We start from the raw sequence: 25892 nt of genomic DNA on the forward strand, positions 1-25892 counted from the left end.
AGGTTCTTGGCGCTACTCAGGATAGAAGAGTCCCAATAACGCCGATTCCTGTGTCAGATGTCCGTCACCAGTTCTGGTGCAATCTGCCTCATGTAGCCTCCAGCATCTAGGAACGCCTTGGAGGACTCATCCTCGGCCCACGCCGCGACATCCCCAGAATGCTCGAGGTGGTACAGCCTGGCGGCTTCCGACGCAGCTCGTCGGGTGTACTCCATGTTGGCCTCGCGGCCGTTCTGCCAGTCCTCACCGATCTTGGGACCTGCGTTGTCCTTGGCGCTGCCCTCTACATCCTTGAACAATTCCTCTAGGACTACGCTTGTAACGGTGCCGGTGACACCAGCGACACCTGCTCCTACGGCAGGAGTGGCAATGAAAGACGTACCGATGCCAACGCCGGTGCCGATAGTGCCCGATGCGATGTTCTTCCACTGGGCCATCGAGTGGTCGTACTCCTCGTCCGACTTTACGGCTTCGGATGCGACAGCCTCGTTGCGGCCCATGGCCAGGACCCCTGATACGTCACCCGAGTGGCGGGCGATGGATCGAACCGTGAGCTCCGTATCGTGATGGGGGCGCTGGCTCTCGGGCAGGTCTGGATTTAGGTGGTACTCCATCAAATCGGCCATGTACTTCGTCTGGCCAACCTCGACAGCTGCGTACCCTTCCGGGTTCTGTCCGACAGCGAAGAGGAAACGTGAAACCTCGCTGTGTTCCAGCTCGGCAGACGAGCCGAAAACGGGGTAAAGCTTCTGAACTCGATCCCAGGCCTCCTGCGCATCCCTGTCATTCTTGTCCGGATGCGGGTCCACTTCTGTAGTCGCGCGGTCGATATCGGGCAGGTACTCCGAGGCGATCTGCCCCATGCTGTCTGACATGTAGCTGTTGTCGGTAAGGCGCGTATTGTCATCCGCGATGGAGGCCACAATGCTCTCGAAGAGCTTGGTCTGCCCCTCATTGTGAGCAGGGGTATCCGCGGTGGGTCGTTCACCAGCTGGATGCCCGGTTGTGGCTGCTTCCAGCGCCAACGCCAGGTTGTTCTTCCCCGTGTGAAGGTCGTCCCCCTTGGAGTCGGTCTCCTGAGGCCACTCCCGCTCCTCGAACAGGTACTGGAAGTTGGACAGCGTGACCTTGCCCTCCTTCTCGTCGCCGTCCTTGTCCCGCTCGAAGGGGTTGTCCGGGTCGTTCCTGGAGATGAACTCCTGGTTGAAGAAGTCGGTTGCCGCGTCAGGGCTGTTGGAAAGGCCCTTCAGATAGCCGGTCAGCGGGTCGGATCCACTGTCCTCTCCGATCCGGTTCAGCCACGGGTCCATCCCCATGTGCTGCCACGCCATGTTGGCGTGCTCTCCATTGCCGGTGAGCTTGCGCTCGGTGGCCATGAGTTTGTTTCCGTAGTCCTTGAGGAACTGGTCGTCGTAGTCACCGGTCCTCATCAGGTTACTCATGACCTGGAAGCCCATGGGGCCGCCCTGGTTGCCGTAAAGCGGCTTGTCGCCAGTGTCGATCATCGTGCGCTTCCACTCGGTCATCGCGACCGAGTCGCTCTGGGTGGCGTTGGCCAGTGTCGTCCCCAGGCTGCGCTGCAGGTCGTCGAACTGGTCCAGGCGCTTCTGCCCCAGCTCGTAGTTGCCCCTATGCGGGTCGTTGATCCCAGTCCAGAATTCCAGCGTCTTCTGCGGCCCGAGAGTCGTGGCGAACCGTTCGGCGAACAGATCGTCGTTGCCGTATTTCTTGAGCCCGGCATTGAGCCGGTCGAACTCCTTGACGGTGAGGTCCTCGGGGTTCTTCCGCGCCAACTTCGCAAGCTCGTCGGCCTGCTTGATGGCCTCGGCCGCGGCGTCCCGGCTGGTGTAGTCGGCATCCGAGAAACCGAGCTTGCTCTGATCGGCGATGGCAGTGAGGACGGTCTTGGCCGAGTTGTCGCTCTCCGTCGCCTTGTCCAGGATCTTCTGCAGCTCGTTGCGGAGTGTGGTGATCTCGGTCTGGTTGTTTTTGTCCTGCTGGGCTCGTCCCTCCGGCGGGACGTTCGAGGTGACGGTGAATCCGCCCTCGTACCCGATGACCGTGAGGTTGTTCTTCCGGCCACCCTCGATGGCGTCAACGAGCTGCTGGTGAAAGAGCTTCAGCTCGTTCCGTGTGTCGTCGAGAATTTTGTGGATCGTTCTCGCCTGAATGTGCGCGTCGGTGAATTCTTCGGCCGTCTTGCCGATGAACTCCTTCGTCACCTGGGCGTTCACGCCAGCCCAGTCCGCCTTGTTGGCGGCTTGGCGCAACTCGTCCTGGGCGTCCTTCTTCAACGTCTCGAGGTCATCGACCAGGGTCGACCAGTCCTTGACGGCATCGTCGAGCAGCTTGAAGTTGGCGTTGCGCAGAGTGTCGAGGTCCATCGGTCTCTATCCCTAGAGGTGTCGAGCAGTGGCTGAGTGAGTCGGTGAGGTTGTGCCGGTCCGGGCAGTGACGACGGGGCTCGCCGTCGTCCGCCCCATCCGCAGTTACTCGTCCTTCTTCTTCTCGCTCTTCTCCCCGTAGATGGGATTCTTCTCGCCTGGGTGACCGACCCGTTCGTCGAAGCCGACGTCCAGTGCGTCGATACTGCTCATCTGCCGCACGATGTAGTTCTCGTCACCGGCGTGGATCTTCGTGCTGACTTGCAAGTGGTTCGTGATGTGCGCGCAGGCGTCCATCAAGGACTTGAGCTGCTCCTCCCACCGGTTCGACACGTGCTGCAGCCCGGCCCCGAGCGCAAAGCCCTGCTTCGACAGATCGCCGGCTGCGGAGTCGCTGGTGGGGACGGCGACGCGGGCCTTGTCCCATAGCGCGTTGTACAAGGTGTGCGCCGATTTGCTGATCTTGGTCAGTGAGGCGTTCGGAACTTCCAGGCGGCCGTAGTGGGTGGGCCCCCCGGCAATGCCGGGTGAGCCGTCACCGGGGTCGAGCTGGTTCAACTGCATCTGCGTGGACTGCCGTTCGGCCGCCTGGGCCTTGAGCTGCTCCCACTCGTCCCATGCCATGCGTGACCCTTCCCCCGTGTCGCTCTGGCCACCGGAGCGCGTGTCAGGTGGATGCCGCGGTTCCGGTGTGTCGGTTGCCAGCCAAATTAGCAACCCGGTTCAGGGGAGATCAGAGGCAGTGCTGTTGTGTGTGCTTTGTCCGATGTGAAAGTTCGGAGGAGAGGCCAGCTGGGGAGGCGGGCAGCGACTGGGCAGGGCAGGGTGTGGGGTGGCAGGTGCGGACTGGCTGTCGAGGCGTCGAACACGTTGCTGTTTCATGGAGATTCGCAGCGAAGGGGCAAATAGGGCAAAGTGCAGGGGTACTGTAACTGGATTAACACACACCTCAGTTGGAGCGGATGCGCTGGGTGACTACAGTGGTGACTGCGATGTGAGGCTCGACTTGCTTTGCGATCGTAGGGGCGAGTGGTCGGTTGGCCTCAGCCCATCGGCGTACGGGGAAACGGGGAGGGAGCACCATGCTTCCGGCAGACATGGTGGGGGGCGTGTCCGCCGCCAGGGCGGCGGACCTTGAGGCCAGCGGTGAGGCGCTCAGTGACTTTGTGTCGCGGGTGGACGCGGTACTTCGTGGCCTTGAGGAGTCGGCCGGTAACCCATCGAAGGTCGGCGCACAGACGATCAAGGCGTCGTCCCTGAGTAACGGGCGGGCCGACGTCTTTCCGGAAGCCCATAGCCTGTACGCCCAGTACAACAGCGTGCACGAGCAGCTCACCACGTTGTCCAAGACGCTGCATCTGCAGATCGAGGCGATCGGCATCGCGGTCAAGGGCGCGTCCATCGGCTTCGACAACCTGGAAGAGGAACAGCGCCAGCGGTTCTGGGCGATCCAGTGGGAGATCGACCAAATCCAGGACAGGAAGAGCGGCCAGCACGCCGGCGAGGGCAAGTCCGGGATGGGGGCCTGACGATGACCGACGAGCAGCACAAGACAGACCTGGAGCGCGTCTCCAACCAGAACTCCTTCGCCGACATCGCCCGGAATGTCGAGCACTCGCATGGCAACGGGTTGTTCACGCGGCTGGTGAGCGATCCTCTGCGAGCGGTGGTCGGGTCCACCAAACCGGGGAAGGCCGTCTTCGGCAGTACAGACTTCGATGCGAAGAACCTCGACCTCAACGAGATGATCGACCTGGTCGAGCAGACGGACGCCGAGGACTTGGAATCGTCCGGCAAGGCCCTGTGGGATGCACGCGACGCCATCAAGGAGGCAGCGGACGAGCTTGACGGCCGTATCAACAAGGTCCGTTGGGTCGGACAGGCCGGCACGGCATTCCGCGAGTGGGGCGGTTCACTCGTCACGAGCACGCAAGACCTGAGTGACTTTGCCGGCAAGGCGGGCGATCAGATCACCGCTGCCGCGGTGGGGCTCGCGTCGGTACGCAAAGCCATGCCGGCGCGTGACCCGAATAACCGGAAGCGTCCTGAGAGCTTCACCGACGCCGAGAAGGCTGCGAACAAAGAAGACTACGACGCTGCCGTAAAGGTGGAGAAGGACCGCCAAGAGGCGATCAACCAGATGAATCGGTTGGCGTCCTACTATGCGGTCTCAAGTCAGCAGCTCCAGGTCTTGCAGGAGAATCCTCCGACGTTCAAGCCGATGCCGAATGTCGGGGTGCCTGAGCCTGAACGTTTGCCAGGCTCTGGTCCTGGCGGGTCTGCCTCATCGGGTGATGGCGCGGTGGCAGGCACAGGTCATCATGCGCAGGTTGAATCATCTGGGCGTGCAGGAACGTACGGCACAGGTGATGCACCGTCCCCTTCGACATCCGCCAAGGGGACGGTCACGTACCCCGACAGTCCTGTCGGCACGAACATCAACAGCGTCGGCACTCTGCCACCCACCACCACACCCGCGACGGGGCATACGCCGCCAGTCACCGGAACCCCACCCACGGTGAGCGGCCAACCCGGCGTGCTTGAGAATTACGGGCCTCAGATCCCGAATCGTGCGTCCGGCAGGACTACGGGCGGAACGAGCGGTCTTCGCACCCCTGCCTCCGCTCAGGGCCGCACTCAGCCCGGCTTGGCCAACTCCATCACGGGGCGCACCACGGGGCCGGGTGGCACGAGCCAGATGGGACGTCCCACGGCGACTGGCCAGCCGGTTGCCAGGGGGAACGGCTCCGGTTCGAAGCCGTTCCCGATGGGGCAGGGGGGCGTGACCGGTGGCACACCCCTCGCCAGCGGTACGACAGGACCACGAGCCAACGTCGGCCCGGCTACTGGCGCGGGTCGTGCGAACGGTGTGGTCGGGGGGCGGCCTGCGACCCCGGGTGGTACTGCGGCGAAGGGAGGGCCGAGGATTCCTCGTGGCACGGTGATCGGCGCTGGTCCGACGGCCAATCCCCGGCCGTCGACCGGTGGCCCCGGACAGCGTGGCGTCTTCGGAGCACCTCAGTCGAGCGTAAGGCCCGGTACTGGCGCTGGTGGTGCTTCTCGAGGCGGCACCACGGGCGGGTCTAAGCCTGTGAGTAGCAGCCCGACTGGGCGCAATTCCGCCATCCACGCGGAACGGAATGGCATGACGCGCGGTGGCACGGGCCTCGTGCGTGGGCCTGGTAACAAGGGCAAGCCTGGGGACGAGAGAAACGCGCAGGATGCAGCGCGTCCGGACAACTTGGTCGAAGGTGACGAGACCCACCTGCCCAACAAGCCCCGGCGCGATGTGCCGCCGGTCGTCAACTGAGCGCTAGCGAGGACTAACAACGCCATGAAGTCAGGGATCAGCCGACGAGCCGAGCGGGCTGCGCATCTCGCGACATGGTGCGGTAGACGAGTGCGTGCTGTGAGCGCGATCGTCGGCACCCTGGCTGCCGTGAGTGTGGGGCTGGCTCCGAATGCCGCTGCGGCTGACGCCCAGTCGAAGCAGTGGTACCTGGGGCCGATGCAGGTTGAGCAGATGTGGAAGGTCAGCAGAGGGGAGGGGGTCAAGGTCGCTGTCATCGACAGTGGCGTGAACGCGAATACACCCTCGCTGAAAGGACAAGTCCTCGTCGACGAAGTCCCCGAGGCGGTCAGCTTCCGTGCCACTGACGACTACTCGGGCCATGGCACCACCATGGCCGAATTGATTGCAGGTACGGGCGCGGGCGGGGGCCTCCAGGGACTGGCGCCTGGCGCAAAGATCGTCCCGTATCGAGTGCAGCTCGAAGGGCTCAAGGATGGGGCGGAGAAGGAGAAGACGCCCTTGTCCTGGGAGGCGCTGAAGGCGGCAGCTGACACCGACGCCAAGATCATCAACATGTCCATCGGGGGCATGACCAGTGAGGAGGGCGAAGCAGCGGTCAAATACGCTGCTTCAAAGGGCAAGCTACTCGTTGCCGCCGTAGGCAACGACGGTCATCCCGATATGCCGGCTGCTTACCCCTATGTAGTCGGTGCTGCGGCAGCTGACTCAACGCTCACCATAGCGAAGTTCTCGGAAGAATCGTCACAGGGCTTTGCCGACCTCGTGGCGCCCGGTGTAGCGATCCCTCGGTGGTGCGACGGGACATTCCGTGCGTACTGTGATGCAAGCGGAACGAGCCACTCGACCGCCCTCATCTCTGCCGCCGCCGCCCTGATCTGGTCCGCCCACCCCGACTGGACGGTCAACCAGGTCACCCGCGCCCTGATCGACACGGCTGGCCGCTCGTGGCCGAAGGACAAGCCGAGCAAGTACGCGGGCTATGGATTCATCCGCCCTCGCCTGGTGCTGGAGAACCCCAACTACGACGCAGGCGCACCGAACGTCGATCCGCTGGCGAAGGTGAACGGCGGAGATCTGTTGGCCAAGTCGGCGGACAAGGACGAGAAGGCCGACAAGACGTCGCCCTCCGCGTCCGCTTCTGCATCAGCTGCTTCACAGGCACCGGAAAAGGGTTCGACCGGCGGCACCTCGGCGGCAGGATCAAGCGCGGAATCCGCCGACGACAGCAACACCCTGTGGATCGCCCTGGGCGCCGCAGCCGCGGTGATCGTGATCGGGGGCGCCGGCGCGGCCGTCCTGCGGACACGGCGTGCGAGGTGACGTGATCAGCCGCCCGAACCGAGTGGCCAGATGCCTCATGGGTCACTGGGTACGGCCTCCACAGTGTCATCGCCCCGTTAGGCGATGACGCGGGACCAATCGACCAGAAAACAGCCAGAGGAAGGGAAGGCCGGTCATGGCTACGGACCAGAAACTTGAAGATGCAGCAGTAGTCAAGCTGCAGAAGCAGATGTACGAGAAGTACGAGAACATCCGGAAGCGTGTCCACGGGCTTCAGGGCGTCATCGACGGCCTCGAGGGTCAGTGGCACGGTATCGGTCGTGCCGAGTTCGACCGGAAGCAGTACGAGATCAACGAGTCGCTGAAGAACATCGGCGTCATCCTCGGCGATGTCATGGAAGCCATGACCACGGCGCGCAACATCAAGGACAGCAAGGAAGACGAGGTGCGCGCGTCGGTCAACCGGATCAACGTCAACGACGGGGCTCCGACGGTTCAGCCTTCTGCTTTCAACTCGATGTGAGACGCGCGGGAACCGAGGACATCGGTTCACGACATCGGGCATCGGTAGTTCACCGCACATCACCGGCACACGCGAGCGAGACGAGGTAGGCAGGCATGAGCCGTAACAATGACGGTCTTTCCGTCACTTATGACGGGCTGGACTTCGCGGCCACCACGATTGGTAACGAGGCGAAGCAGCTCGAGCAGGATCTGCAGGAGCTCCGGCAGATGGTCGAGAACAGTCGGCAGTACTGGGCGGGTCAGGCTCAGGGACAGTTCGGCGAGAAGCTGCGCCGCTGGGACAAGGAAGCCAACGACATCCACCAGGCCCTGATGGGCATTGGCCACGTCGTCGGCCAGTCCGGCGGTACCTACATGGAAGGCGACAAGAAGGCCGCCAGCTACTTCCTGTAGATCACGGTCAGTTCGCAGAGCAGTTCCGGGGTGGGCGTGCGCGGGAGACGCCCACCCCGTTGCGTTTCCGTCCGAGTCCGAGCGCCACCAATCCGTTGATCAACCTGGCAGCTTCATATCCGTACATCCGTGCCGCGCCGCAGATCGCTCCGCGAACGTCCGCAGGGCGGACAGGAGAAAGCTCTTCGTCGGCGCGGCGTACTCCGTCGCGTAGATTCTGAAGATCGCCCGCGCCTCACCTGGACATGCCGCGGTCGCCCACGCCAGGCCATGTGAGACACCGGAGTCTTCGTTCAGCGACCCCGGCTCATCCGTCGCTGATCGCAAGCGCTGTGCGTAGGGACCGTACGAAGCACTCAAGTAGTACAGCGCCTCATCCCGCGCCTTCGACTCGCCCAGCACGCAGCTCTCCACCGGCGCCGTGCTCGACTCGTCGACCTCTGCCTCCTGCATCCAGTCGATCCATTGGGATTCCGGGATGCGGATGCCCTTGCAGGTACCTGTTTCCTGGCCCGGTCCGAACATCGCCTTCGACGCCGACACCTTCGGGATGCGGCTGCCGAACTCCGCCTCGCAACGCCAGCGCTCGGCCGCGTTGCGGGCGGTCGCTGCCGCCAGTTCACCCATGGCGCGGGCTTCGGACGGATTCTCGTGCGACTCGTCCCCGGTGATGGAGACGGCCACAGAGGCGGGCCTGTTGTCGCAGGGCAGTACGACGGCAGTGTTGCGCAGGTCGGTGAAGCCGTGCCAGCCGCCGCCGAGGGGCGCGGGCGGGTAGTCGGATGAGACCATCCTCAGCATGTCCAGAATGCCGGAGTCGTATTCCCACCCGATCGCGGCATCGGGGATCAGTCCGATGTTCACGGTCAGATCGGCGACCTCGCATACGTGGTAGGAGTCGTCGCCGTAGCCTTCCCGCCGGTCCCCGGACAGGCCGACCTCTGTATTGAGGCTGGTGAAGACCGCGGACTCCTCGTACGGGATCAGGCCGTCGCAGTACGTGGCCAGCTTGTCCTCGTACCGCCAGCCTTTGCCCGTGTCGCTCAGGCGGTACCAGCTGTAGGCCGCCGTGAGAACGATCGCCACCGGGATGACGACGAAGACGGCGGCCCGCCGCAGACGTTTCACCGTCCGTGGCCTTCTGGCACCAACCCCACCTGAACCAACGGCTTCCCCCGCTTCCGCGACACGAACACACCCCGCCCCGCAGGCATAGCCCGAGGCCGTACCCCGCCCAGCAGGTCGCCTTCGCCCGGGTCACCGGCAAGTACCACACCTTGCGCCCCGAGCTCCTTCATGCGCTGCATGAACGGTTCGTAGCCGGCCCGGCCCGCGCCCGCCGTCGAGCGCGCGATGATGAAGCGCACGCCCACGTCGCGGGCGAACGGGAGCAGCTCTGTGAGTCCCGACAGTGGATTGCCGCTCGACGTGGACACCAGGTCGTAGTCGTCGATGACGATGTAGACCGTCGGGCCGCTCCACCAGCTGCGGTCGCGCAGCTGTTCCGGTGTGACGTCCGCCGTCGGTGTGCGGCGTTGCATCAGGTCGGCCAGGGCGTCCATGTGGTGCTGCATCTGGTTGGACATGGGGATGTACTCGGCCAGATGCGAGTTCGGCGTCACGCCGAGCAGGGAGCGCCGGTTGTCGACCACGAACAGCTTGCAGTCGTTGCCGTCGTAGCGCTCGGTGAGGCGTTGGATGAGCAGTTTCAGCAGGTTGGACTTGCCGGACTCGCTCTCGCCGAAGACGAGGAAGAACGGGTCCTGGTCGAAGTCCACGAACACCGGCTCGAGGTTGTCCTCGTCGAGCGCGAAGGCGATGCCGCGGTTCGGGAAGCGGTTGCCGGGTGGGAGGTGGGTCGCGGCGAACTCCCGGGGAAGCAGGCGCACTTCTGGGGCGCCCGGCTGCTGCCAGTGCCGTGAGACCTCGGCCGCGAGGGCCTGCGTCGCCTCGGCCAGGTCCGTGTCGGAGGACAGGCCGTCGATCCGCGGGACCGCCGCCATGAAGTGCTGCTTCTGCGGGGTCTGCCCGCGGCCCGGTACGCCGGTCGGCACATTGGCCGCGACCTTGCGGTCGAACTCGGAGTCCATGGGGTCGCCGAGCCGCAGCTCCAGGCGGTTCATCAGGTGGTCCTTGAGGTTGGAGCGGACCTCCATCGACCGCGAGGCGGTGAGGATCACGTGGATGCCGTAGCCGAGACCGCGCGCGGCGATGTCCACGACCACCGGCTCAAGGCCGTCGTAGTCCGAACGGAAGTTGCCCCAGCCGTCGATGACGAGGAAGACGTCGCCCCACGGCTGATCGGTCGTCGAGATCTCGCCACGCGCGCGGCGGGTGCGGAACTCCGCGATCGACGAGATGCCGGCGGTGCGGAAGTACTCCTCGCGGCGGGTCATGATGCCGTACACCTCGGCGACCGTACGCCGGACCTTCTCCGGGTCCAGGCGCGAGGCCACCCCGCCCACATGCGGCAGGCCCGCCACGGCCGACAGGCCGCCACCGCCGAAGTCGAGCCCGTAGAACTGCACTTCCTGCGGGGTGTGCGTGAGCGCGAACGAGGCGACGATCGAGCGCAGCAGGGTCGACTTGCCGGACTGCGGGCCGCCGAGGATCTGCATATGGCCGGCCGCGCCGCCGAAGTCGGTCCACAGCGGGTCGCGCCGCTGCTCGTACGGCTTGTCGACCAGGCCGACGGGGATGACCAGCCGGCCCGCGCCCTCATAGCCGGGCTGGGTGAGGCCGCGGCCCGGCACCGCGGCCAGGCCGGGCAGCAGTGCGTCCAGCGACGGCGGGCTGTCCAGCGGGGGCAGCCATACCTGGTGGGCCGCCGGGCCCTGCGCCTCCAGTCGCCGCACGATGACGTCGAGCACGGTGTCGGCGAGCGCGTCGTCCGGCTGGTCCGGCTCCTCCTCCGGACGCTGCTGCGGCACCGCCACGTACTGCACCGGGACCTGGGCGGCCGTGAACAGCACGGGCCGGCGGTCCACCGGGAGCGGACCGCCGTACGACGCCGCCTGCTGAGCGCTGGAGCGGTACACGCCGGAGACGTACGCCGCCTTGAAGCGGACCATTTCGTCCGTGCCGAACTTCAGGAAGCCGGAGCCGGGGACGTTCGGCAGCTCGTACGCGTCCGGGACGCCGATCGCGGCGCGCGACTCGGCCGCCGAGAACGTCCGCAGACCGATCCGGTACGACAGGTAGGTCTCCAGGCCGCGCAGGCGACCCTCCTCGAGGCGCTGGGAGGCAAGCAGCAGGTGCACGCCGAGCGACCGGCCGATGCGGCCGATCTGTACGAACATCTCGATGAAGTCCGGCTTCGCCGTGAGCAGTTCGCTGAACTCGTCGATCACCAGGACGAGCGAGGGGATCGGCTGCAGCGGGGCACCGGCCGCGCGGGCCTTCTCGTAGGCGTGGATGTTGGCGTAGTTGCCCGCGTCGCGCAGCATCTCCTGGCGGCGGTTGAGCTCACCGCGGATCGAGTCGCCCATGCGGTCGACGAGGGTCAGGTCGTCGGCGAGGTTGGTGATGACCGCGGCGACGTGCGGCATCTGGGCCATGCCCGCGAAGGTCGCACCGCCCTTGAAGTCCGCGAGGACGAAGTTCAGGGTCTCGGAGGAGTGGGTCACGGCAAGGCCGAGGACCAGGGTGCGCAGCAGCTCCGACTTGCCGGAACCGGTCGCACCGACGCACAGGCCGTGCGGGCCCATGCCCTCCTGCGCCGCCTCCTTGAGGTCGAGCATCACGGGCCGGCCGTCCTCGCCGACACCGATCGGCACCCGCAGCCGCTCGGACTGCGAGCGGGGCCGCCAGGTGCGCCTGGGGTCGACGGCTGCCGCGTCACCGAGGTTGAGCAGATCCGTGAACTCCAGGTTGGCGAGGAGCGGTTCGTCGTCGTCCCCGCCCGACGCCATCCGCAGCGGCGCCAGCTGCCGGGCCAGGGCCTCGGCCGCCTCGTACGACAGGACGTCGGGTGTGCCCTCGTAGACCATGCCGTGCGCCGACTCCAGGCGCAGCTCGCGCGGGTGTACGACGACGGAGAGGTCGCCGCGTCCGGACGTGAGGTCGCCGGGCACCACCTCGAGGACCGTGACGCCCTGCAGGCCCTCCGGGCTGGCCAGCAGCGAGGTCGGCGGCAGCGAGACGCCGTCGAGGACGACCACCACGTGCGGCTGCTCGGGAACCGGCGGCGCGGCCGGGTGGAAGCGCGGGCGGCCCTGGAGCCGGGCGTCCAGCAGCTCCTCCAGCTGGACCGGGTTGGTGGTGATCAGGCGCAGGCTGCCGGCGCCGTCCGCCTCGCCCCGCGCCTGTACGTGCGGCAGCCACTTGGCCCACTCCCACTCGGGTGCGGACTCGCGCGCGGTGGCGACGGCGATGACGAGGTCCTCGGGGGAGTGCAGCGAGGCGAGGGAGGCGGTCACCGCGCGCGCGGCGCCGCGCACGGTGACCGGCTCGCCGCTGATCGACACGTGGTAGAAGGCGCGCAGCGAGACCGCCATCGGCAGGTCCTCGAGGGTGCTGTGCGTGGCCAGGAAGCGCTGCATGGCGCCCGCCGTGAGCGGCTCCAGCTGGTCCACCGGCGCGCTCTGCGGCGGGATCAGGGGGGTGGCCAGGGCCTGCGCCCCGAGGCCCACGCGCACCTGCCCGAAGTCCTCGTCACCGGCGCGGCGTTCCCACACCCGGCTGCCTTCGGCGACCAGCGCCCACAGTTGCTCCGGCGAAGGGTGCAGGTAGTACTGGGTGTCGCGCTGGGCCTTGGCGGTCTTCTGGGCATCGCGGCGGGTCTGCGACAGATACCGGAGGTAGTCGCGGCGGATGTCGGCCAACTGACCCTGGTTGCCCCGCCGGTAGCGGATCAGCATCGCGACGCCCATGGCGATCGTCGAGGCGATCATCACCATGCCCATGATCTTCATGAAGGGCTGGGCCTGGGGGTTGAAGAAGAACACCACGGACCCGCCCATGCCGAGCATGGGCAGGAGCTGCATCAGGGCGCCTTCCTGCTGCCCGCGCGGGAGCTCCGGCGGTGGCTGCAGCACGACCTCGTCCGTGGGCACTCCCTTGGGCAGTGCCCGCGGTGGGCGCTTGACGACGATGTGGCTCACTTCGCACCAATTCCCTTGCTGCACCGATCCGTTCCGTCCGCCGCCCCGTGTCCGGCGAACGTCGATCGTGCAGCGCGATCCTACTGACAACCACTGACAACGGCGGGCGGTAGGGTGCCCGTGAGACGTATGAGCAGTTGCGAATCGACCCGGGAAAAACGGGCAATCCGCAACGCTTCGATACGAGTGCTCCCCGCTGATCCCGGGCAACGCGGCGCATGTGACCGGCGGCGCGGGCAGCGGGGCGCAACGTACACGGGATCTTTACCGGCGGTCGCGCGCTCGGTGCCGCGACCGCCGCCACCACCGACGAGGGGGAACAGCAGGTGAGCATGACGGCCTCCGCGCCGGCCGGCGCGACCGGCGGAGCGGGCACCGGAGCCCCTTCCGGGGCGGGAACCGGGTTCGGGTTCTGCCGGGTCACCATCGTGGCGCCCGACAGCCGCATCGACGTGGCGCTGCCCGACGACGTACCGGTCGCCGACCTCTACCCGGAGATCCTTCGGCTCTCCCGGCAGAGCCCCGCCGAGGGCGCCCCGGTCGGCTACCACCTCGTACGCCGTGACGGCACCGTCCTCGACGGTTCCCGCTCCTTCGCCGCCCAACGCATCCTCGACGGCGAGCTGCTGACGCTGCGTCCGTTCGCCGAGTCGCTGCCACCCGCGGTCTTCGACGACGTCTCCGAGGCCGTCGCCTCCGCCGTCACACAGGACCGCACGCTGTGGAGCGGCGCGCTCACCCGCGCCGCCGGCCTGGTCGCGGGCGGGATCCTGCCCGCGCTGCTCGCCTTCGTGGTCTGGAGCTCCCAGATCCGTCACGACATGCACAGCCTCCAGGGCATCCTCGCCGCCGTCACCGGTGTCCTGCTGACCACCATCGCGTGCGTCCGCGCGCGGGTGTACGACGACCGGGGGTCGGCGATCGCCCTGGGGCTCGGCGCCCTGCCGAACATCGCCGTGGCGGGCTCCGGACTGCTGCCGTTGTCGGAGGGGCAGGGCATCGGACGGCTGCAGTTCCTGCTCGCGTGCGCGGCGGTGCTCGTCGCCTCCGTCGTCCTCACGCTGGTGTCGCCGGGCGGTGACGGCCCCTTCGTGGCGTTCGTGTTCGCCGCCACGATTGGTCTGCTCACCACGTTCGTCGCGATCCTCACGGATCTGAAGCCCATCGAGACGGCCGCCGTCTGCGCCCCGCTCGCGGTCTGTGCCCTCGCCTTCCTGCCCGGCCTGTCCATGCGCTTCGCGCGGCTGCCCATCGGCTTCGAACCGCCCAACCCCGCACGCGGTTACACGACGGAGGAGACCGCCGCGCAGGAGCCCGTCGACGCCGAGCGCATCGCCGCCCAGGCCCGCCGCGGCCACGAACTCCTCGTCGGCCTCGTCGGCGGGTGTGCGCTCGTCACGGTCGGCGCGTCGATCGTCCTCGGCTTCTCCAGCAACGTGTGGGCGCAGCTCCTCGCCCTGGCCACGGGCGTCGCCATGCTGATGCGGGCCCACCTGTTCCGTTACACCGCGCAGGTCGGCGCCACGCTCGCCGCCGGTCTCGCCGCCCTCGTCTTCCTCGGCCTCGGGCTCGCCCTGAACCCGCCCGTGGAATACTGGCGTGACGCCCTCCAGGGCGACACCGCCGGCCTCGACATCCGCACGGTCTGGCTCGCCGCCGCCATCGCCGGGGCCACCGCACTGGTGACCGCGATCGGCCTGATCACCCCGCGCAGCGGTGTCACCCCCTTCTGGGGGCGCTTCATGGAGATCGCCGAGACCTTCGTCCTGCTGACCCTGGTCCCTCTGGCGCTCGCCGTGTTCGACGTGTACGCGTCCGCCCGGTCCATGGCCGGCAACTGAAGCCGACAGTGGGGGCGGCACACGCGCGTGCCGCCCCCACTGTCGTTTCACTCCGACGCAAGCCCGCCATTGTGCGGCGCCGGCTCCAGGTCGAACTCCCCGTCCCGCGCGCCCAGTACGAACGCCCGCCACTCCGCCTCCGTGTACCGCAGCACGGTGTCGGGGTCGAGGGACGAGCGCATGGCCACCGCGCCACCGGGGAGATAGGCGATCTCGACGCGCTCCTCGTGCTCCTCCGTGCCCGGCGCGCTGTGCCACTCGACGTCCGAGATGTCGAGCGCGTAGAGCTCGTCCCGCTCCCGCTCCTTGCGCGCCTTCATCTCCGCTTCCGTCTCCGCCATGCCGAAGCGACCCCTTCCCGACGTACGAACGATCCGATCACTCACCCTAGTGGCCGAGCCCGGGCCGGCCGGGCGGTTCGGGGAGCGGGGGACAGGCGGTCACCAGCTGCTGGTACCCTGAGTGACGGCCGTTTGTGTACGCACCCCCGGAGCGCCGCTCTGGAGGCCGCGCCCAGCGGATCCCCGCCTCCCGAGTAACGGAAGCTCTCCCGCGATGAAGACCGGGGGCACTCGGTGGCCACTCACAGACTATGAGGAGTACGCGTGTCGCTCGACGCCGCTACGAAGAAGCAGATCATCTCCGAGTTCGGTACCAAGGAGGGTGACACCGGCTCCCCCGAGGTCCAGGTCGCTCTGCTGTCCCGTCGGATCTCCGACCTGACGGAGCACCTCAAGACCCACAAGCACGACCACCACTCCCGCCGTGGTCTGCTGATCCTGGTCGGTCAGCGCCGCCGGCTGCTGCAGTACCTCGCCAAGAAGGACATCCAGCGCTTCCGTGCGCTGGTCGACCGCCTCGGCATCCGCCGCGGTGCGGCGGGCGCCAAGTAAGACGCCGTGAAGGGAGCGGTTCCCACTGCTGAGGGGGCCGCTCCCTTTGCCGTACGTGCGGAAACGTGCGCAGTGTCACTGCCCCTTTGTAGTGTGGTAGCACAACGCAAGACGTACGACACAGCGTGATGCCGCGTACCAACAGGGGTACGGCGGGATCACAAGACGAACGAGGAGAAGCGCACCTCGCCGCCGCCGGTCCTCGGTAGTGGCCCCCGGGGGGAAGCGAGCCCCGGGTGCTTCGATCGAAGACCGGCCCGCACCAGACGGCGCGCTTCTCCGCCACCGTCCCCCCGCCATCACGGGCGAGGAGGGACGAAGACGAGGAGAAAACACTAGTGGAGAACGAGACCCACTACGCCGAGGCCGTCATCGACAACGGCGCCTTCGGCACCCGCACCATCCGCTTCGAGACGGGCCGCCTGGCCAAGCAGGCCGCCGGTTCCGCCGTGGCGTACCTGGACGACGACACCATGGTGCTGTCGGCCACCACCGCCTCCAAGCAGCCCAAGGACCAGCTGGACTTCTTCCCGCTGACGGTCGACGTCGAGGAGCGGATGTACGCGGCCGGGAAGATCCCCGGTTCCTTCTTCCGCCGTGAGGGCCGGCCCTCCGAGGACGCCATCCTCACCTGCCGCCTCATCGACCGTCCGCTGCGTCCTTCGTTCAAGAAGGGCCTGCGGAACGAGATCCAGGTCGTCGCGACCATCATGGCGCTCAACCCCGACCACCTGTACGACGTCGTGGCGATCAACGCCGCCTCCGCGTCCACGCAGCTGGCCGGTCTGCCCTTCTCCGGCCCGATCGGCGGCGTCCGCGTCGCGCTGATCCGCGGCCAGTGGGTGGCCTTCCCGACGCACACCGAGCTCGAGGACGCCGTCTTCGACATGGTCGTCGCGGGCCGCACCCTGGAGGACGGCGACGTCGCGATCATGATGGTCGAGGCCGAGGCCACCGACAAGACCATCAAGCTGGTCGAGGGCGGCGCCGAGGCGCCGACCGAGGAGATCGTCGCCGCCGGTCTGGACGCTGCGAAGCCGTTCATCAAGGTCCTGTGCAAGGCCCAGGCCGACCTCGCCGCGAAGGCCGCCAAGCCGACCGCCGAGTTCCCGATCTTCCTCGACTACCAGGACGACGTCCTGGAGGCGCTGACCGCAGCCGTCCGCCCGGAGCTTGCCTCCGCGCTGACCATCGCGGGCAAGCAGGAGCGCGAGAGCGAGCTCGACCGCGTCAAGGCGCTCGCCGCCGAGAAGCTGCTGCCGGAGTTCGAGGGCCGCGAGAAGGAGATCTCCGCCGCGTACCGGTCGCTGACCAAGCAGCTGGTCCGTGAGCGCGTGATCAAGGAGAAGAAGCGCATCGACGGCCGCGGTGTCACCGACATCCGCACGCTGGCCGCCGAGGTCGAGGCCATCCCGCGGGTGCACGGTTCCGCGCTGTTCGAGCGTGGCGAGACCCAGATCCTGGGCGTCACCACCCTCAACATGCTCCGCATGGAGCAGCAGCTGGACACCCTCTCCCCGGTGACCCGCAAGCGCTACATGCACAACTACAACTTCCCGCCGTACTCCACCGGCGAGACCGGCCGCGTCGGCTCCCCCAAGCGCCGCGAGATCGGCCACGGCGCCCTCGCCGAGCGTGCGCTCGTGCCGGTGCTGCCGACGCGCGAGGAGTTCCCGTACGCGATCCGTCAGGTGTCCGAGGCCCTCGGCTCCAACGGCTCGACGTCCATGGGTTCGGTCTGCGCCTCCACCATGTCGCTGCTGAACGCCGGTGTGCCGCTGAAGGCCCCGGTCGCCGGCATCGCCATGGGCCTGATCTCCCAGGAGATCGACGGCGAGACGCACTACGTCACCCTCACCGACATCCTCGGTGCGGAGGACGCCTTCGGCGACATGGACTTCAAGGTCGCCGGCACCAAGGAGTTCGTGACCGCCCTCCAGCTCGACACCAAGCTGGACGGCATCCCGGCCTCCGTGCTCGCCGCCGCCCTGAAGCAGGCCCGCGACGCCCGGCTCCACATCCTCGACGTGATGATGGAGGCCATCGACCGGCCCGACGAGATGTCCCCGAACGCGCCGCGGATCATCACCGTGAAGATCCCGGTCGACAAGATCGGTGAGGTCATCGGTCCCAAGGGCAAGATGATCAACCAGATCCAGGAGGACACGGGCGCCGAGATCACCATCGAGGACGACGGCACGATCTACATCGGTGCCGCCGACGGCCCGTCCGCCGAGGCCGCCCGCACCACGATCAACGGCATCGCCAACCCGACGATGCCCGAGGTCGGCGAGCGCTACCTGGGCACGGTCGTGAAGACGACCACCTTCGGTGCCTTCGTCTCCCTGCTCCCGGGCAAGGACGGCCTGCTGCACATCTCGCAGATCCGTAAGCTGGCCGGCGGCAAGCGCGTGGAGAACGTCGAGGACGTCCTCGGCGTGGGCCACAAGGTCCAGGTCGAGATCGCCGAGATCGACTCCCGCGGCAAGCTCTCCCTCATCCCCGTGATCGAGGGCGAGGAAGCTGCCGAGGACAAGAAGGACGACGCCGACCAGTGACGTCCCGTAGCTCCAAGGCGACGGCCCGCACCTCTTCGGAGGCGCGGGCCGTCGCCCGTACCCAAACCCTCATCAAGGGCACGAACGGTATCGGCACCGTCCGCAAGACCACCCTCCCCGGGGGCCTGCGCGTCGTCACCGAGACCCTGCCCTCCGTGCGCTCCGCCACGTTCGGCATCTGGGCGCACGTCGGCTCCCGCGACGAGACCCGGTCCCTCAACGGCGCCACGCACTACCTGGAGCACCTGCTCTTCAAGGGCACGCAGAGAAGAAGCGCCCTGGACATCTCCTCCGCCCTCGACGCCGTCGGCGGCGAGATGAACGCGTTCACGGCGAAGGAGTACACGTGCTACTACGCGCGCGTCCTCGACGCCGATCTGCCGCTCGCCATAGACGTCGTCTGCGACATGCTCACCGGCTCGCTGATCCTCGAGGAGGACGTCAACATCGAGCGCGGCGCCATCCTCGAAGAGATCGCGATGACCGAGGACGACCCGGGCGACTGCGTGCACGACCTGTTCGCGCACACCATGTTCGGCGACAACCCCCTCGGCCGCCCGGTCCTGGGCACGGTCGACACGGTCAACGCCCTCACCGCCGACCGCATCCGCCGCTTCTACAAGAAGCACTACGACCCGACCCACCTCGTGGTCGCCTGCGCCGGCAACATCGACCACAACAAGGTCGTACGCCAGGTCCGCGCCGCCTTCGAGAAGGCCGGCGCCCTCACGGACCCCGACGCCACGCCCCTCGCCCCGCGCGACGGCCGTCGCGCCATCCGCACCGCCGGCCGCGTCGAGCTGCTCGGCCGCAAGACCGAGCAGGCCCATGTCGTGCTCGGCATGCCCGGCCTGGCCCGCACCGACGAGCGCCGCTGGGCCCTGGGCGTGCTGAACACCGCGCTCGGCGGCGGCATGTCGTCCCGCCTCTTCCAGGAGGTCCGCGAGAAGCGCGGCCTGGCCTACAGCGTGTACTCGTACACCTCCGGCTTCGCCGACTGCGGCCTGTTCGGCGTGTACGCGGGCTGCCGGCCCTCGCAGGTCCACGACGTGCTGAAGATCTGCCGCGACGAACTCGACCACGTCGCCGAACACGGCCTGCCCGAGGACGAGATCGACCGCGCCATCGGCCAGCTCCGCGGCTCCACGGTCCTCGGCATGGAGGACACCGGCGCGCTGATGAACCGCATCGGCAAGAGCGAGGTGTGCTGGGGCGAGCAGATGTCCGTCGACGACATGCTGGCCCGGATAGCCTCGGTCACCCCGGACGACGTCCGCTCGGTGGCCCGCGAGATTCTGGGACAACGGCCCTCCCTGTCGGTCATCGGCCCGCTGAAGGACAAACAGGCGTCCCGGCTGCACGAGGCCGTCGCCTGACCCCCTGTATCCGTAAGGAAGCAAGATCATGAGCAAGCTGCGCGTGGCGGTCCTCGGTGCCAAGGGCCGGATCGGTTCGGAGGCGGTACGAGCCGTCGAGGCCGCCGAGGACATGGAGCTGGTCGCCGCCCTCGGCCGGGGCGACAAGCTGGAGACGCTGGCCGAGACCGGCGCCCAGGTGGCCGTCGAGCTGACCACCCCCGCCTCGGTGATGGGCAACCTCGACTTCTGCGTACGGCATGGCATCCATGCCGTCGTCGGTACGACCGGCTGGACCGACGAGCGCCTCGCGCAGCTCAGGGGCTGGCTGGCCCAGTCCCCGGAGACCGGCGTGCTGATCGCGCCGAACTTCTCCATCGGCGCCGTGCTCACCATGAAGTTCGCGCAGATCGCCGCACCCTGGTTCGAGTCCGTCGAGGTCGTCGAGCTGCACCACCCGAACAAGGTCGACGCCCCCAGCGGCACCGCCACCCGCACCGCCCAGCTCATCGCCGAGGCCCGCCGTGCGGCCGGCACCGCCCCGGCGCCGGACGCCACTGTCACGGCCCTGGACGGGGCGCGCGGCGCCGACGTCGACGGCGTTCCCGTGCACGCCGTCCGCCTGCGCGGTCTGCTCGCGCACCAAGAGGTGCTGCTCGGCGGCGAGGGCGAGACCCTCACCATCCGGCACGACTCCCTGCACCACAGCAGCTTCATGCCGGGCATCCTGCTGGGCGCGCGCCGCGTGGTGACCACTCCGGGCCTGACCTTCGGCCTGGAAAACTTCCTGGACATGAGCTGACGCGAACCATGCGAGCCAAGCTGTCCTACGCCCTCACGGCCGCCGTCCTGGTCTTCTACTTCGTCCTGGTCGGCAGCCGCGGGGTGCTGCTCATCAAGACCGGCACGTTCCTCACTGTCACCTTCGGTGTCGCGGTGCTGATCCTGCCGGTGATCGGCCTGTGGTTCCTGTGGAAGAACACCCAGTTCGTCCGTAGGGCCAACCAGCTCGCCGCCGAACTCGACGCCGAGGGCGGCCTGCCCGTCGACGAGCTGAAGCGCATGCCCAGCGGCCGTATCGACCGCGACTCGGCCGACGAGGTCTTCGCCCGGCGCAAGGCCGAGACGGAGGCGGCGCCGGACGACTGGCGTGCCTGGTTCCGCCTTGCCGTTGCCTACCACGACGCCCGCGACACCCCACGCGCCCGCAAGGCGATGCAACGGGCGATCGCCCTGCACGAGGGCAGGACGCCTTCCAGCGCCTGAGCCGGAGAGTCAGGCGCCCCGCCGATACTCGTCGGCCCACGCCTCCACCGAGTCCGACGCACGGTCGAACGCCCCGGGCCGCGCCAGGAAGTCGGCGTTGTGCGTGGTCATCAGCGGCGGCACGTCGTCCGCGGCCCGGTCCTTGCGCACGAGGAGCAGGGCCTGACCCTGCACGGTGCGCGGAAGCCCGAGCCAGCGCACCGGCTGCTGAACCGTCCGCACGGCGACGACCTGGTCCCACCGCACCGTACGCGTGAGGAGGAAGCCCACGTGCCGCAGCCCGTGGGCGCTCACCCACACGCCCATGCGCAGCAGCCGCAGGGCACCGGCAATGACCACCAGCGCGATGCCGAACACCACCCCGGCGGACGGCAGCGTGCCGGTCAGGGCGATGATCACCGCGGCGAACAGCACGTACGAGGCGAGCAGCAGCCAGATCGCGGCCGTGCCCACGCGCCAGGGCCCGGGACGGTAGGGCCGCCGCCAGCGGTCGCGATCGTCGAACGGCAGCGCGACGTCGTCCGCTGCGTCGAAGGTGCGGTCGGCCGTCAGGAAGGGCAGGGGCACGGCTGGTCCTCACTCAATCCATGCATGGGCTGTGCCGGTGAGGTTATCGACCTGCGCCCCCGCTCACCACCCTGGGGGGTCCGTCCGAGTCGGCTCCGGCTCAGCGCCCTTCGGACGCCTGGGACTGCTGCAGGTGCTCGGCCGAGTGGTCGACCTCCAGCGCCGGCATGCCGATCACCAGGGAACCCACCAGCCCAGCGACGATGGTGAGCCCCATGAGCCAACGCCCGGCTATCTGCCCGGCGGTGGCCCGCTCGCGGGGCGGGGGAGTGACGTTGCTACGGAACCTGTCGGCTTCGGCGAGGAAGGCGAACGGCACGGGTTCGCGCCGACGGAACATCGGTGCTGCTTCTCCTCTCAGGGGTCGAACGCATCGCTGTCACCAACACAGACGAGCGAGTGCCCCAAAAGGTGCCCGGTTTCGCCGAATTCGCAGAAGTTGCCGATGTTCGCCGACGAATGTCGCGGCCCGGCACCGAACGCCCCGATGTCAGTGCCGGGCCGTAGAGTGGGCGCCGCCCGAGAGAAGTGGATGGAAGGGACCCTCCAAGCCGTGACCGACACCCCCGCCGACGCACCCCAGGAAGCCCCGGACCTCAAGCCGAGCTTCCGCAGCGACGTCACCGTCGAGCTGGTCAAGCACACCGCCTCGGACGCCGACGTGCTGTTCGCCGCCCGCGTCTCGACCGCCGGCGAGCAGTCCCTGGACGAGCTGAACAAGGACCCGGAGCGCTCCAAGGGCCTGATCAACTACCTGATGCGGGACCGGCACGGCAGCCCCTTCGAGCACAACTCGATGACGTTCTTCATCAGCGCCCCGATCTTCGTCTTCCGCGAGTTCATGCGGCACCGCGTGGGCTGGTCGTACAACGAGGAGAGCGGCCGTTACCGCGAGCTCCAGCCGGTGTTCTACGTCCCCGACGAGTCCCGCAAGCTGGTCCAGGAGGGCCGCCCGGGCAAGTACCGGTTCGTCGAGGGCACTCAGGCCCAGCAGGAGCTGGTCGGCCGCGTCATGGAGGACTCGTACCGCCAGGCCTACGAGGCCTACCAGGAGATGCTCGCCGCCGGCGTCGCCCGCGAGGTCGCCCGCGCGGTCCTCCCGGTCGGCCTGTACTCCTCGATGTACGCCACGTGCAACGCCCGCTCGCTGATGCACTTCCTCGGTCTGCGCACCCAGCATGAGCTGGCCAAGGTCCCGTCCTTCCCGCAGCGTGAGATCGAGATGGTCGGCGAGAAGATGGAGGCCGAGTGGGCCGGTCTCATGCCGCTCACGCATGCCGCCTTCAACGCCAACGGCCGCGTGGCGCCGTAACGCACATGCGCTTCCCCGCTCGCCGAGCACAGATGTACGGACCAGCCGGGCGAAGTGTCCGTATTGCGGCATTTGGAGAAGTTCATCTAGCCTGATCAAACGGACCCGGCACTGCTTGAACCCCCGAGCAGGCAGTGCCGGGCTCCATCTTTGTCCTGACTTATCCGGCCCCCCGAGGGCAGCCCCCGCCGTGAGCAACGAGTAGCGTGTAACCCATGGCTCCGACCTCCACTCCGCAGACCCCCTTCGGGCGGGTCCTCACCGCCATGGTCACGCCCTTCACGGCGGACGGCGCACTTGACCTAGACGGCGCGCAGCGGCTCGCCACGCACCTGGTGGACGCAGGCAACGACGGCCTGATCATCAACGGCACCACCGGCGAGTCCCCTACCACGAGCGACGCGGAGAAATCGGACCTCGTACGAGCGGTCCTGGAGGCCGTGGGCGACCGCGCCCACATCGTCGCCGGTGTCGGCACCAACGACACCCACCACAGCATCGAGCTGGCCCGCGCCGCCGAGAAGACCGGCGCGCACGGCCTCCTCGTCGTCACGCCGTACTACAACAAGCCCCCGCAGGAAGGCCTCTACCGGCACTTCAAGGCCGTCGCCAACGCCACCGAGCTGCCGGTCATGCTGTACGACATCCCCGGCCGCAGCGGCGTCCCGATCAACACGGAGACGCTGGTCCGCCTCGCCGAGCACCCGCGGATCGTTGCCAACAAGGACGCCAAGGGCGACCTCGGCCGCGCCAGCTGGGCCATCGCCCGGTCAGGCCTCGCCTGGTACTCCGGCGACGACATGCTCAACCTGCCGCTGCTCTCCGTGGGCGCGGTCGGGTTCGTCTCCGTCGTCGGCCATGTCGTCACGCCCGAACTGCGCGAGCTGGTCGAGGCCTACACGACGGGCGATGTCCAGAAGGCCACCGAGATCCACCAGAAGCTGCTCCCGGTCTACACCGGCATGTTCCGCACCCAGGGCGTCATGACCACCAAGGCCGCCCTCGCCCTCCAGGGCCTGCCCGGCGGCCCCCTGCGTCCGCCCATGGTCGAACTCACGGCCCAGGAGATCGAGCAGCTCAAGATCGATCTTGCTGCCGGCGGGGTACAGCTCTGACATCAGACTTCGCCCGACCGGGCGTGTACGGACTTCACAACTGAATACGCGGGCCACCGGTGCCTGCACCCCACAACGACAACTGCTTCTGCACGAACGTCACGCGCGCCACGTGCCCAACCGGTACGTGGCGCGCGTGGTGAGGAGAGTCTTTTGAGTCATCCGCATCCTGAACTCGGCTCGCCCCCGCCGCTCCCCGAAGGCGGCCTGCGGGTCACCCCGCTCGGCGGCCTCGGCGAGATCGGCCGGAACATGACGGTCTTCGAGTACGGCGGCCGCCTGCTGATCGTCGACTGCGGAGTGCTCTTCCCCGAGGAGGAGCAGCCCGGAATCGACCTGATCCTGCCGGACTTCACCTCCATCCGGGACCGCCTCGACGACATCGAGGGCATCGTCCTCACCCACGGCCACGAGGACCACATCGGCGGCGTCCCGTTCCTGCTCCGCGAGAAGCCGGACATCCCACTGATCGGCTCCAAGCTGACCCTCGCTCTCATCGAGGCCAAGCTTCAGGAACACCGCATCCGGCCGTACACCCTCGAGGTGGCGGAGGGCCACCGGGAGCGCATCGGCCCGTTCGACTGCGAGTTCGTCGCGGTCAACCACTCCATCCCCGACGCCCTGGCCGTGGCCATCCGCACCCCTGCGGGCATGGTCGTCCACACCGGCGACTTCAAGATGGACCAGCTCCCGCTGGACAACCGCCTCACCGACCTGCACGCCTTCGCGCGGCTGAGCGAGGAGGGCATCGACCTCCTCCTCAGCGACTCCACGAACGCCGAGGTCCCCGGCTTCACCTCGCACGAGCGCGACATCTCCAACGTCCTGCGCCAGGTCTTCGCGTCCGCCCGCAAGCGGATCATCGTGGCGAGCTTCGCCAGCCACGTCCACCGCATCCAGCAGATTCTGGACGCGGCCCACGAGTACGGCCGCAGGGTGGCCTTCGTCGGCCGCTCCATGGTCCGCAACATGGGCATCGCCAGGGACCTCGGCTACCTGAAGGTCCCCCCGGGCCTGGTGGTCGACGTCCGGACACTCGACGACCTGCCGGACAACGAGGTGGTCCTGGTCTGCACGGGCTCACAGGGCGAGCCGATGGCGGCCCTGTCCCGCATGGCCAACAGGGATCACCAGATCCGCATCGTCGACGGCGACACGGTCATCCTGGCGTCGTCCCTCATCCCCGGCAACGAGAACGCGGTCTACCGCGTCATCAACGGTCTCACCCGCTGGGGCGCCAACGTCGTCCACAAGGGCAACGCCAAGGTCCACGTCTCCGGCCACGCGTCGGCGGGCGAGCTCCTGTACTTCTACAACATCTGCAGGCCGCGCAACCTGATGCCGGTCCACGGCGAATGGCGCCACCTGCGGGCCAACGCGGAACTCGGTGCCCTGACCGGTGTTCCCCACGACCGCATCGTGATCGCCGAGGACGGAGTCGCCGTCGACCTCATCGAGGGCAAGGCGAAGATCTCCGGCAAGGTTCAGGCGGGCTACGTGTACGTCGACGGCCTCTCGGTCGGCGACGTCGGCGAGCCGGCCCTCAAGGACCGCAGGATCCTCGGTGAGGAGGGCATCATCTCGGTCTTCGTCGTCATGGACTCGTCCACCGGCAAGATCACGGGCGGCCCACATGTCCAGGCCCGCGGCTCGGGCATCGAGGACGCGGCCTTCGTCGATGTCATCCCGAAGATCACGGAGACACTGGAGCGCTCGGCCCAGGACGGCGTCGTCGAGCCCCACCAGCTGCAGCAACTCATCCGCCGCACGCTGGGCAAGTGGGTCTCCGACACGTATCGGCGCAGGCCGATGATCCTCCCGGTCGTCGTGGAGGTCTGACCCGGGTCCGACCCCTCGTACGCGTGAACCAGGAGCGGGGGGGGGGGGGGGGTGTGATTGTGGCGGTGAGGGACGAACGGGGAGGGCGACCTCCACCACGGGCAAGCGGGTGGGCGGGAGCAGGCGGGGACATAGACGGGGAGAGTGG

At 67.8% G+C, this 25892-nt stretch carries 21 protein-coding genes; 14 read left to right on the plus strand and 7 right to left on the minus strand.

Annotated elements, in window-relative coordinates:
• Positions 1 to 53 precede the first annotated feature (53 nt).
• Together ACFVJQ_RS36960 and ACFVJQ_RS36965 are read right to left on the minus strand one after the other, a co-directional pair.
• Positions 54 to 2384, minus strand: a complete 2331-nt coding sequence (locus tag ACFVJQ_RS36960; RefSeq protein ID WP_385790065.1) for a hypothetical protein — start codon at positions 2382 to 2384, stop codon at positions 54 to 56.
• Between the two features lie 105 nt (positions 2385 to 2489).
• Positions 2490 to 3008 carry a hypothetical protein gene (locus ACFVJQ_RS36965; protein WP_385790067.1) on the minus strand — a complete coding sequence of 173 codons (519 nt, stop codon included), beginning with the start codon at positions 3006 to 3008 and terminating at the stop codon, positions 2490 to 2492.
• 458 nt (positions 3009 to 3466) lie between these two features.
• On the opposite strand from ACFVJQ_RS36965, the gene ACFVJQ_RS36970 reads away from it, so the two are divergent.
• The 5 genes from ACFVJQ_RS36970 (at position 3467) to ACFVJQ_RS36990 (ending at position 7896) form a co-directional block, all read left to right on the plus strand.
• A complete protein-coding gene (locus ACFVJQ_RS36970) occupies positions 3467 to 3913 on the plus strand; it encodes a hypothetical protein (protein ID WP_385790069.1) in 447 nt (148 codons plus the stop codon).
• Positions 3914 to 3915: 2 nt separating this feature from the next.
• A complete protein-coding gene (locus ACFVJQ_RS36975; RefSeq protein ID WP_385790071.1) occupies positions 3916 to 5694 on the plus strand; it encodes a hypothetical protein in 1779 nt (592 codons plus the stop codon).
• 90 nt (positions 5695 to 5784) lie between these two features.
• Positions 5785 to 7017 (plus strand): S8 family serine peptidase, encoded by a 1233-nt coding sequence (locus ACFVJQ_RS36980; RefSeq protein ID WP_385790073.1) that lies wholly within the window; start codon positions 5785 to 5787, stop codon positions 7015 to 7017.
• 136 nt (positions 7018 to 7153) lie between these two features.
• Complete coding sequence (locus ACFVJQ_RS36985) at positions 7154 to 7501, plus strand: hypothetical protein (RefSeq protein ID WP_385272480.1); 348 nt, start codon at positions 7154 to 7156, stop codon at positions 7499 to 7501.
• Positions 7502 to 7596: 95 nt separating this feature from the next.
• Positions 7597 to 7896, plus strand: a complete 300-nt coding sequence (locus ACFVJQ_RS36990; RefSeq protein ID WP_224733539.1) for a WXG100 family type VII secretion target — start codon at positions 7597 to 7599, stop codon at positions 7894 to 7896.
• 99 nt (positions 7897 to 7995) lie between these two features.
• On the opposite strand, the gene ACFVJQ_RS36995 is transcribed toward ACFVJQ_RS36990, so the two are convergent.
• A complete protein-coding gene (locus ACFVJQ_RS36995) occupies positions 7996 to 9024 on the minus strand; it encodes a hypothetical protein (RefSeq protein WP_385790075.1) in 1029 nt (342 codons plus the stop codon).
• On the minus strand, positions 9021 to 12998 hold the full coding sequence (gene eccCa, locus ACFVJQ_RS37000) for a type VII secretion protein EccCa (protein WP_385790077.1): 3978 nt from the start codon (positions 12996 to 12998) through the stop codon (positions 9021 to 9023). Before eccCa ends, ACFVJQ_RS36995 begins: the two co-directional genes overlap by 4 nt.
• Positions 12999 to 13330: 332 nt before the next feature.
• On the opposite strand from eccCa, the gene eccD reads away from it, so the two are divergent.
• Positions 13331 to 14839 carry a type VII secretion integral membrane protein EccD gene (eccD, locus tag ACFVJQ_RS37005; RefSeq protein WP_385517211.1) on the plus strand — a complete coding sequence of 503 codons (1509 nt, stop codon included), beginning with the start codon at positions 13331 to 13333 and terminating at the stop codon, positions 14837 to 14839.
• A gap of 47 nt (positions 14840 to 14886) precedes the next feature.
• On the opposite strand, the gene ACFVJQ_RS37010 is transcribed toward eccD, so the two are convergent.
• On the minus strand, positions 14887 to 15180 hold the full coding sequence (locus ACFVJQ_RS37010) for a DUF397 domain-containing protein (protein ID WP_224733280.1): 294 nt from the start codon (positions 15178 to 15180) through the stop codon (positions 14887 to 14889).
• Positions 15181 to 15444: 264 nt separating this feature from the next.
• On the opposite strand from ACFVJQ_RS37010, the gene rpsO reads away from it, so the two are divergent.
• The 5 genes from rpsO (at position 15445) to ACFVJQ_RS37035 (ending at position 20911) form a co-directional block, all read left to right on the plus strand.
• Positions 15445 to 15732 (plus strand): 30S ribosomal protein S15, encoded by a 288-nt coding sequence (gene rpsO / locus ACFVJQ_RS37015; RefSeq protein WP_004982702.1) that lies wholly within the window; start codon positions 15445 to 15447, stop codon positions 15730 to 15732.
• A 338-nt stretch (positions 15733 to 16070) separates the two neighbouring features.
• Positions 16071 to 18290 carry a polyribonucleotide nucleotidyltransferase gene (locus ACFVJQ_RS37020; protein ID WP_385517209.1) on the plus strand — a complete coding sequence of 740 codons (2220 nt, stop codon included), beginning with the start codon at positions 16071 to 16073 and terminating at the stop codon, positions 18288 to 18290.
• Entirely contained in the window at positions 18287 to 19666 is a 1380-nt protein-coding gene (locus ACFVJQ_RS37025) for a M16 family metallopeptidase (RefSeq protein ID WP_385517208.1), read from the plus strand. The genes ACFVJQ_RS37020 and ACFVJQ_RS37025 overlap by 4 nt, the downstream gene beginning before the upstream one ends.
• Before the next feature lie 28 nt (positions 19667 to 19694).
• The gene (gene dapB, locus ACFVJQ_RS37030; RefSeq protein ID WP_385790081.1) at positions 19695 to 20447 is read left to right on the plus strand and encodes a 4-hydroxy-tetrahydrodipicolinate reductase; all 753 of its coding nucleotides are present in this window, start codon (positions 19695 to 19697) and stop codon (positions 20445 to 20447) included.
• Positions 20448 to 20455: 8 nt separating this feature from the next.
• The gene (locus ACFVJQ_RS37035; protein ID WP_224733276.1) at positions 20456 to 20911 is read left to right on the plus strand and encodes a tetratricopeptide repeat protein; all 456 of its coding nucleotides are present in this window, start codon (positions 20456 to 20458) and stop codon (positions 20909 to 20911) included.
• A gap of 9 nt (positions 20912 to 20920) precedes the next feature.
• On the opposite strand, the gene ACFVJQ_RS37040 is transcribed toward ACFVJQ_RS37035, so the two are convergent.
• Both ACFVJQ_RS37040 and ACFVJQ_RS37045 read right to left on the minus strand, forming a co-directional pair.
• Positions 20921 to 21478: a hypothetical protein gene (locus tag ACFVJQ_RS37040; RefSeq protein WP_385517204.1), complete on the minus strand. Its 558-nt coding sequence runs from the start codon at positions 21476 to 21478 to the stop codon at positions 20921 to 20923.
• A gap of 100 nt (positions 21479 to 21578) precedes the next feature.
• Positions 21579 to 21818: a hypothetical protein gene (locus ACFVJQ_RS37045; RefSeq protein ID WP_385517202.1), complete on the minus strand. Its 240-nt coding sequence runs from the start codon at positions 21816 to 21818 to the stop codon at positions 21579 to 21581.
• 213 nt (positions 21819 to 22031) lie between these two features.
• On the opposite strand from ACFVJQ_RS37045, the gene thyX reads away from it, so the two are divergent.
• The 3 genes from thyX to ACFVJQ_RS37060 all read left to right on the plus strand — a co-directional run bounded on the left by thyX (position 22032) and on the right by ACFVJQ_RS37060 (position 25744).
• On the plus strand, positions 22032 to 22790 hold the full coding sequence (gene thyX, locus ACFVJQ_RS37050; protein WP_129801130.1) for an FAD-dependent thymidylate synthase: 759 nt from the start codon (positions 22032 to 22034) through the stop codon (positions 22788 to 22790).
• Between the two features lie 215 nt (positions 22791 to 23005).
• The gene (gene dapA / locus ACFVJQ_RS37055; protein WP_385517200.1) at positions 23006 to 23905 is read left to right on the plus strand and encodes a 4-hydroxy-tetrahydrodipicolinate synthase; all 900 of its coding nucleotides are present in this window, start codon (positions 23006 to 23008) and stop codon (positions 23903 to 23905) included.
• 153 nt (positions 23906 to 24058) lie between these two features.
• Complete coding sequence (locus ACFVJQ_RS37060) at positions 24059 to 25744, plus strand: ribonuclease J (RefSeq protein WP_385517198.1); 1686 nt, start codon at positions 24059 to 24061, stop codon at positions 25742 to 25744.
• Positions 25745 to 25892 lie beyond the last annotated feature (148 nt).

It is taken from the genome of Streptomyces sp. NPDC127197 (assembly GCF_042672405.1).
Taxonomy (GTDB): domain Bacteria; phylum Actinomycetota; class Actinomycetes; order Streptomycetales; family Streptomycetaceae; genus Streptomyces; species Streptomyces flavusporus.

Excerpts from the sequence above, each read along its gene's own strand:
- ACFVJQ_RS37045 (WP_385517202.1), bottom strand. The coding sequence starts at position 21,818 with ATGTTCCGTCGGCGCGAACCCGTGCCGTTCGCCTTCCTCGCCGAAGCC.
- ACFVJQ_RS37035 (WP_224733276.1), top strand. The coding sequence starts at position 20,456 with ATGCGAGCCAAGCTGTCCTACGCCCTCACGGCCGCCGTCCTGGTCTTC.
- ACFVJQ_RS36975 (WP_385790071.1), top strand. The coding sequence starts at position 3,916 with ATGACCGACGAGCAGCACAAGACAGACCTGGAGCGCGTCTCCAACCAG.
- ACFVJQ_RS36960 (WP_385790065.1), bottom strand. The coding sequence starts at position 2,384 with ATGGACCTCGACACTCTGCGCAACGCCAACTTCAAGCTGCTCGACGAT.
- ACFVJQ_RS36990 (WP_224733539.1), top strand. The coding sequence starts at position 7,597 with ATGAGCCGTAACAATGACGGTCTTTCCGTCACTTATGACGGGCTGGAC.
- ACFVJQ_RS37010 (WP_224733280.1), bottom strand. The coding sequence starts at position 15,180 with ATGGCGGAGACGGAAGCGGAGATGAAGGCGCGCAAGGAGCGGGAGCGG.
- dapA (WP_385517200.1), top strand. The coding sequence starts at position 23,006 with ATGGCTCCGACCTCCACTCCGCAGACCCCCTTCGGGCGGGTCCTCACC.
- ACFVJQ_RS36970 (WP_385790069.1), top strand. The coding sequence starts at position 3,467 with ATGCTTCCGGCAGACATGGTGGGGGGCGTGTCCGCCGCCAGGGCGGCG.
- ACFVJQ_RS36985 (WP_385272480.1), top strand. The coding sequence starts at position 7,154 with ATGGCTACGGACCAGAAACTTGAAGATGCAGCAGTAGTCAAGCTGCAG.
- dapB (WP_385790081.1), top strand. The coding sequence starts at position 19,695 with ATGAGCAAGCTGCGCGTGGCGGTCCTCGGTGCCAAGGGCCGGATCGGT.
- eccD (WP_385517211.1), top strand. The coding sequence starts at position 13,331 with ATGACGGCCTCCGCGCCGGCCGGCGCGACCGGCGGAGCGGGCACCGGA.
- ACFVJQ_RS36965 (WP_385790067.1), bottom strand. The coding sequence starts at position 3,008 with ATGGCATGGGACGAGTGGGAGCAGCTCAAGGCCCAGGCGGCCGAACGG.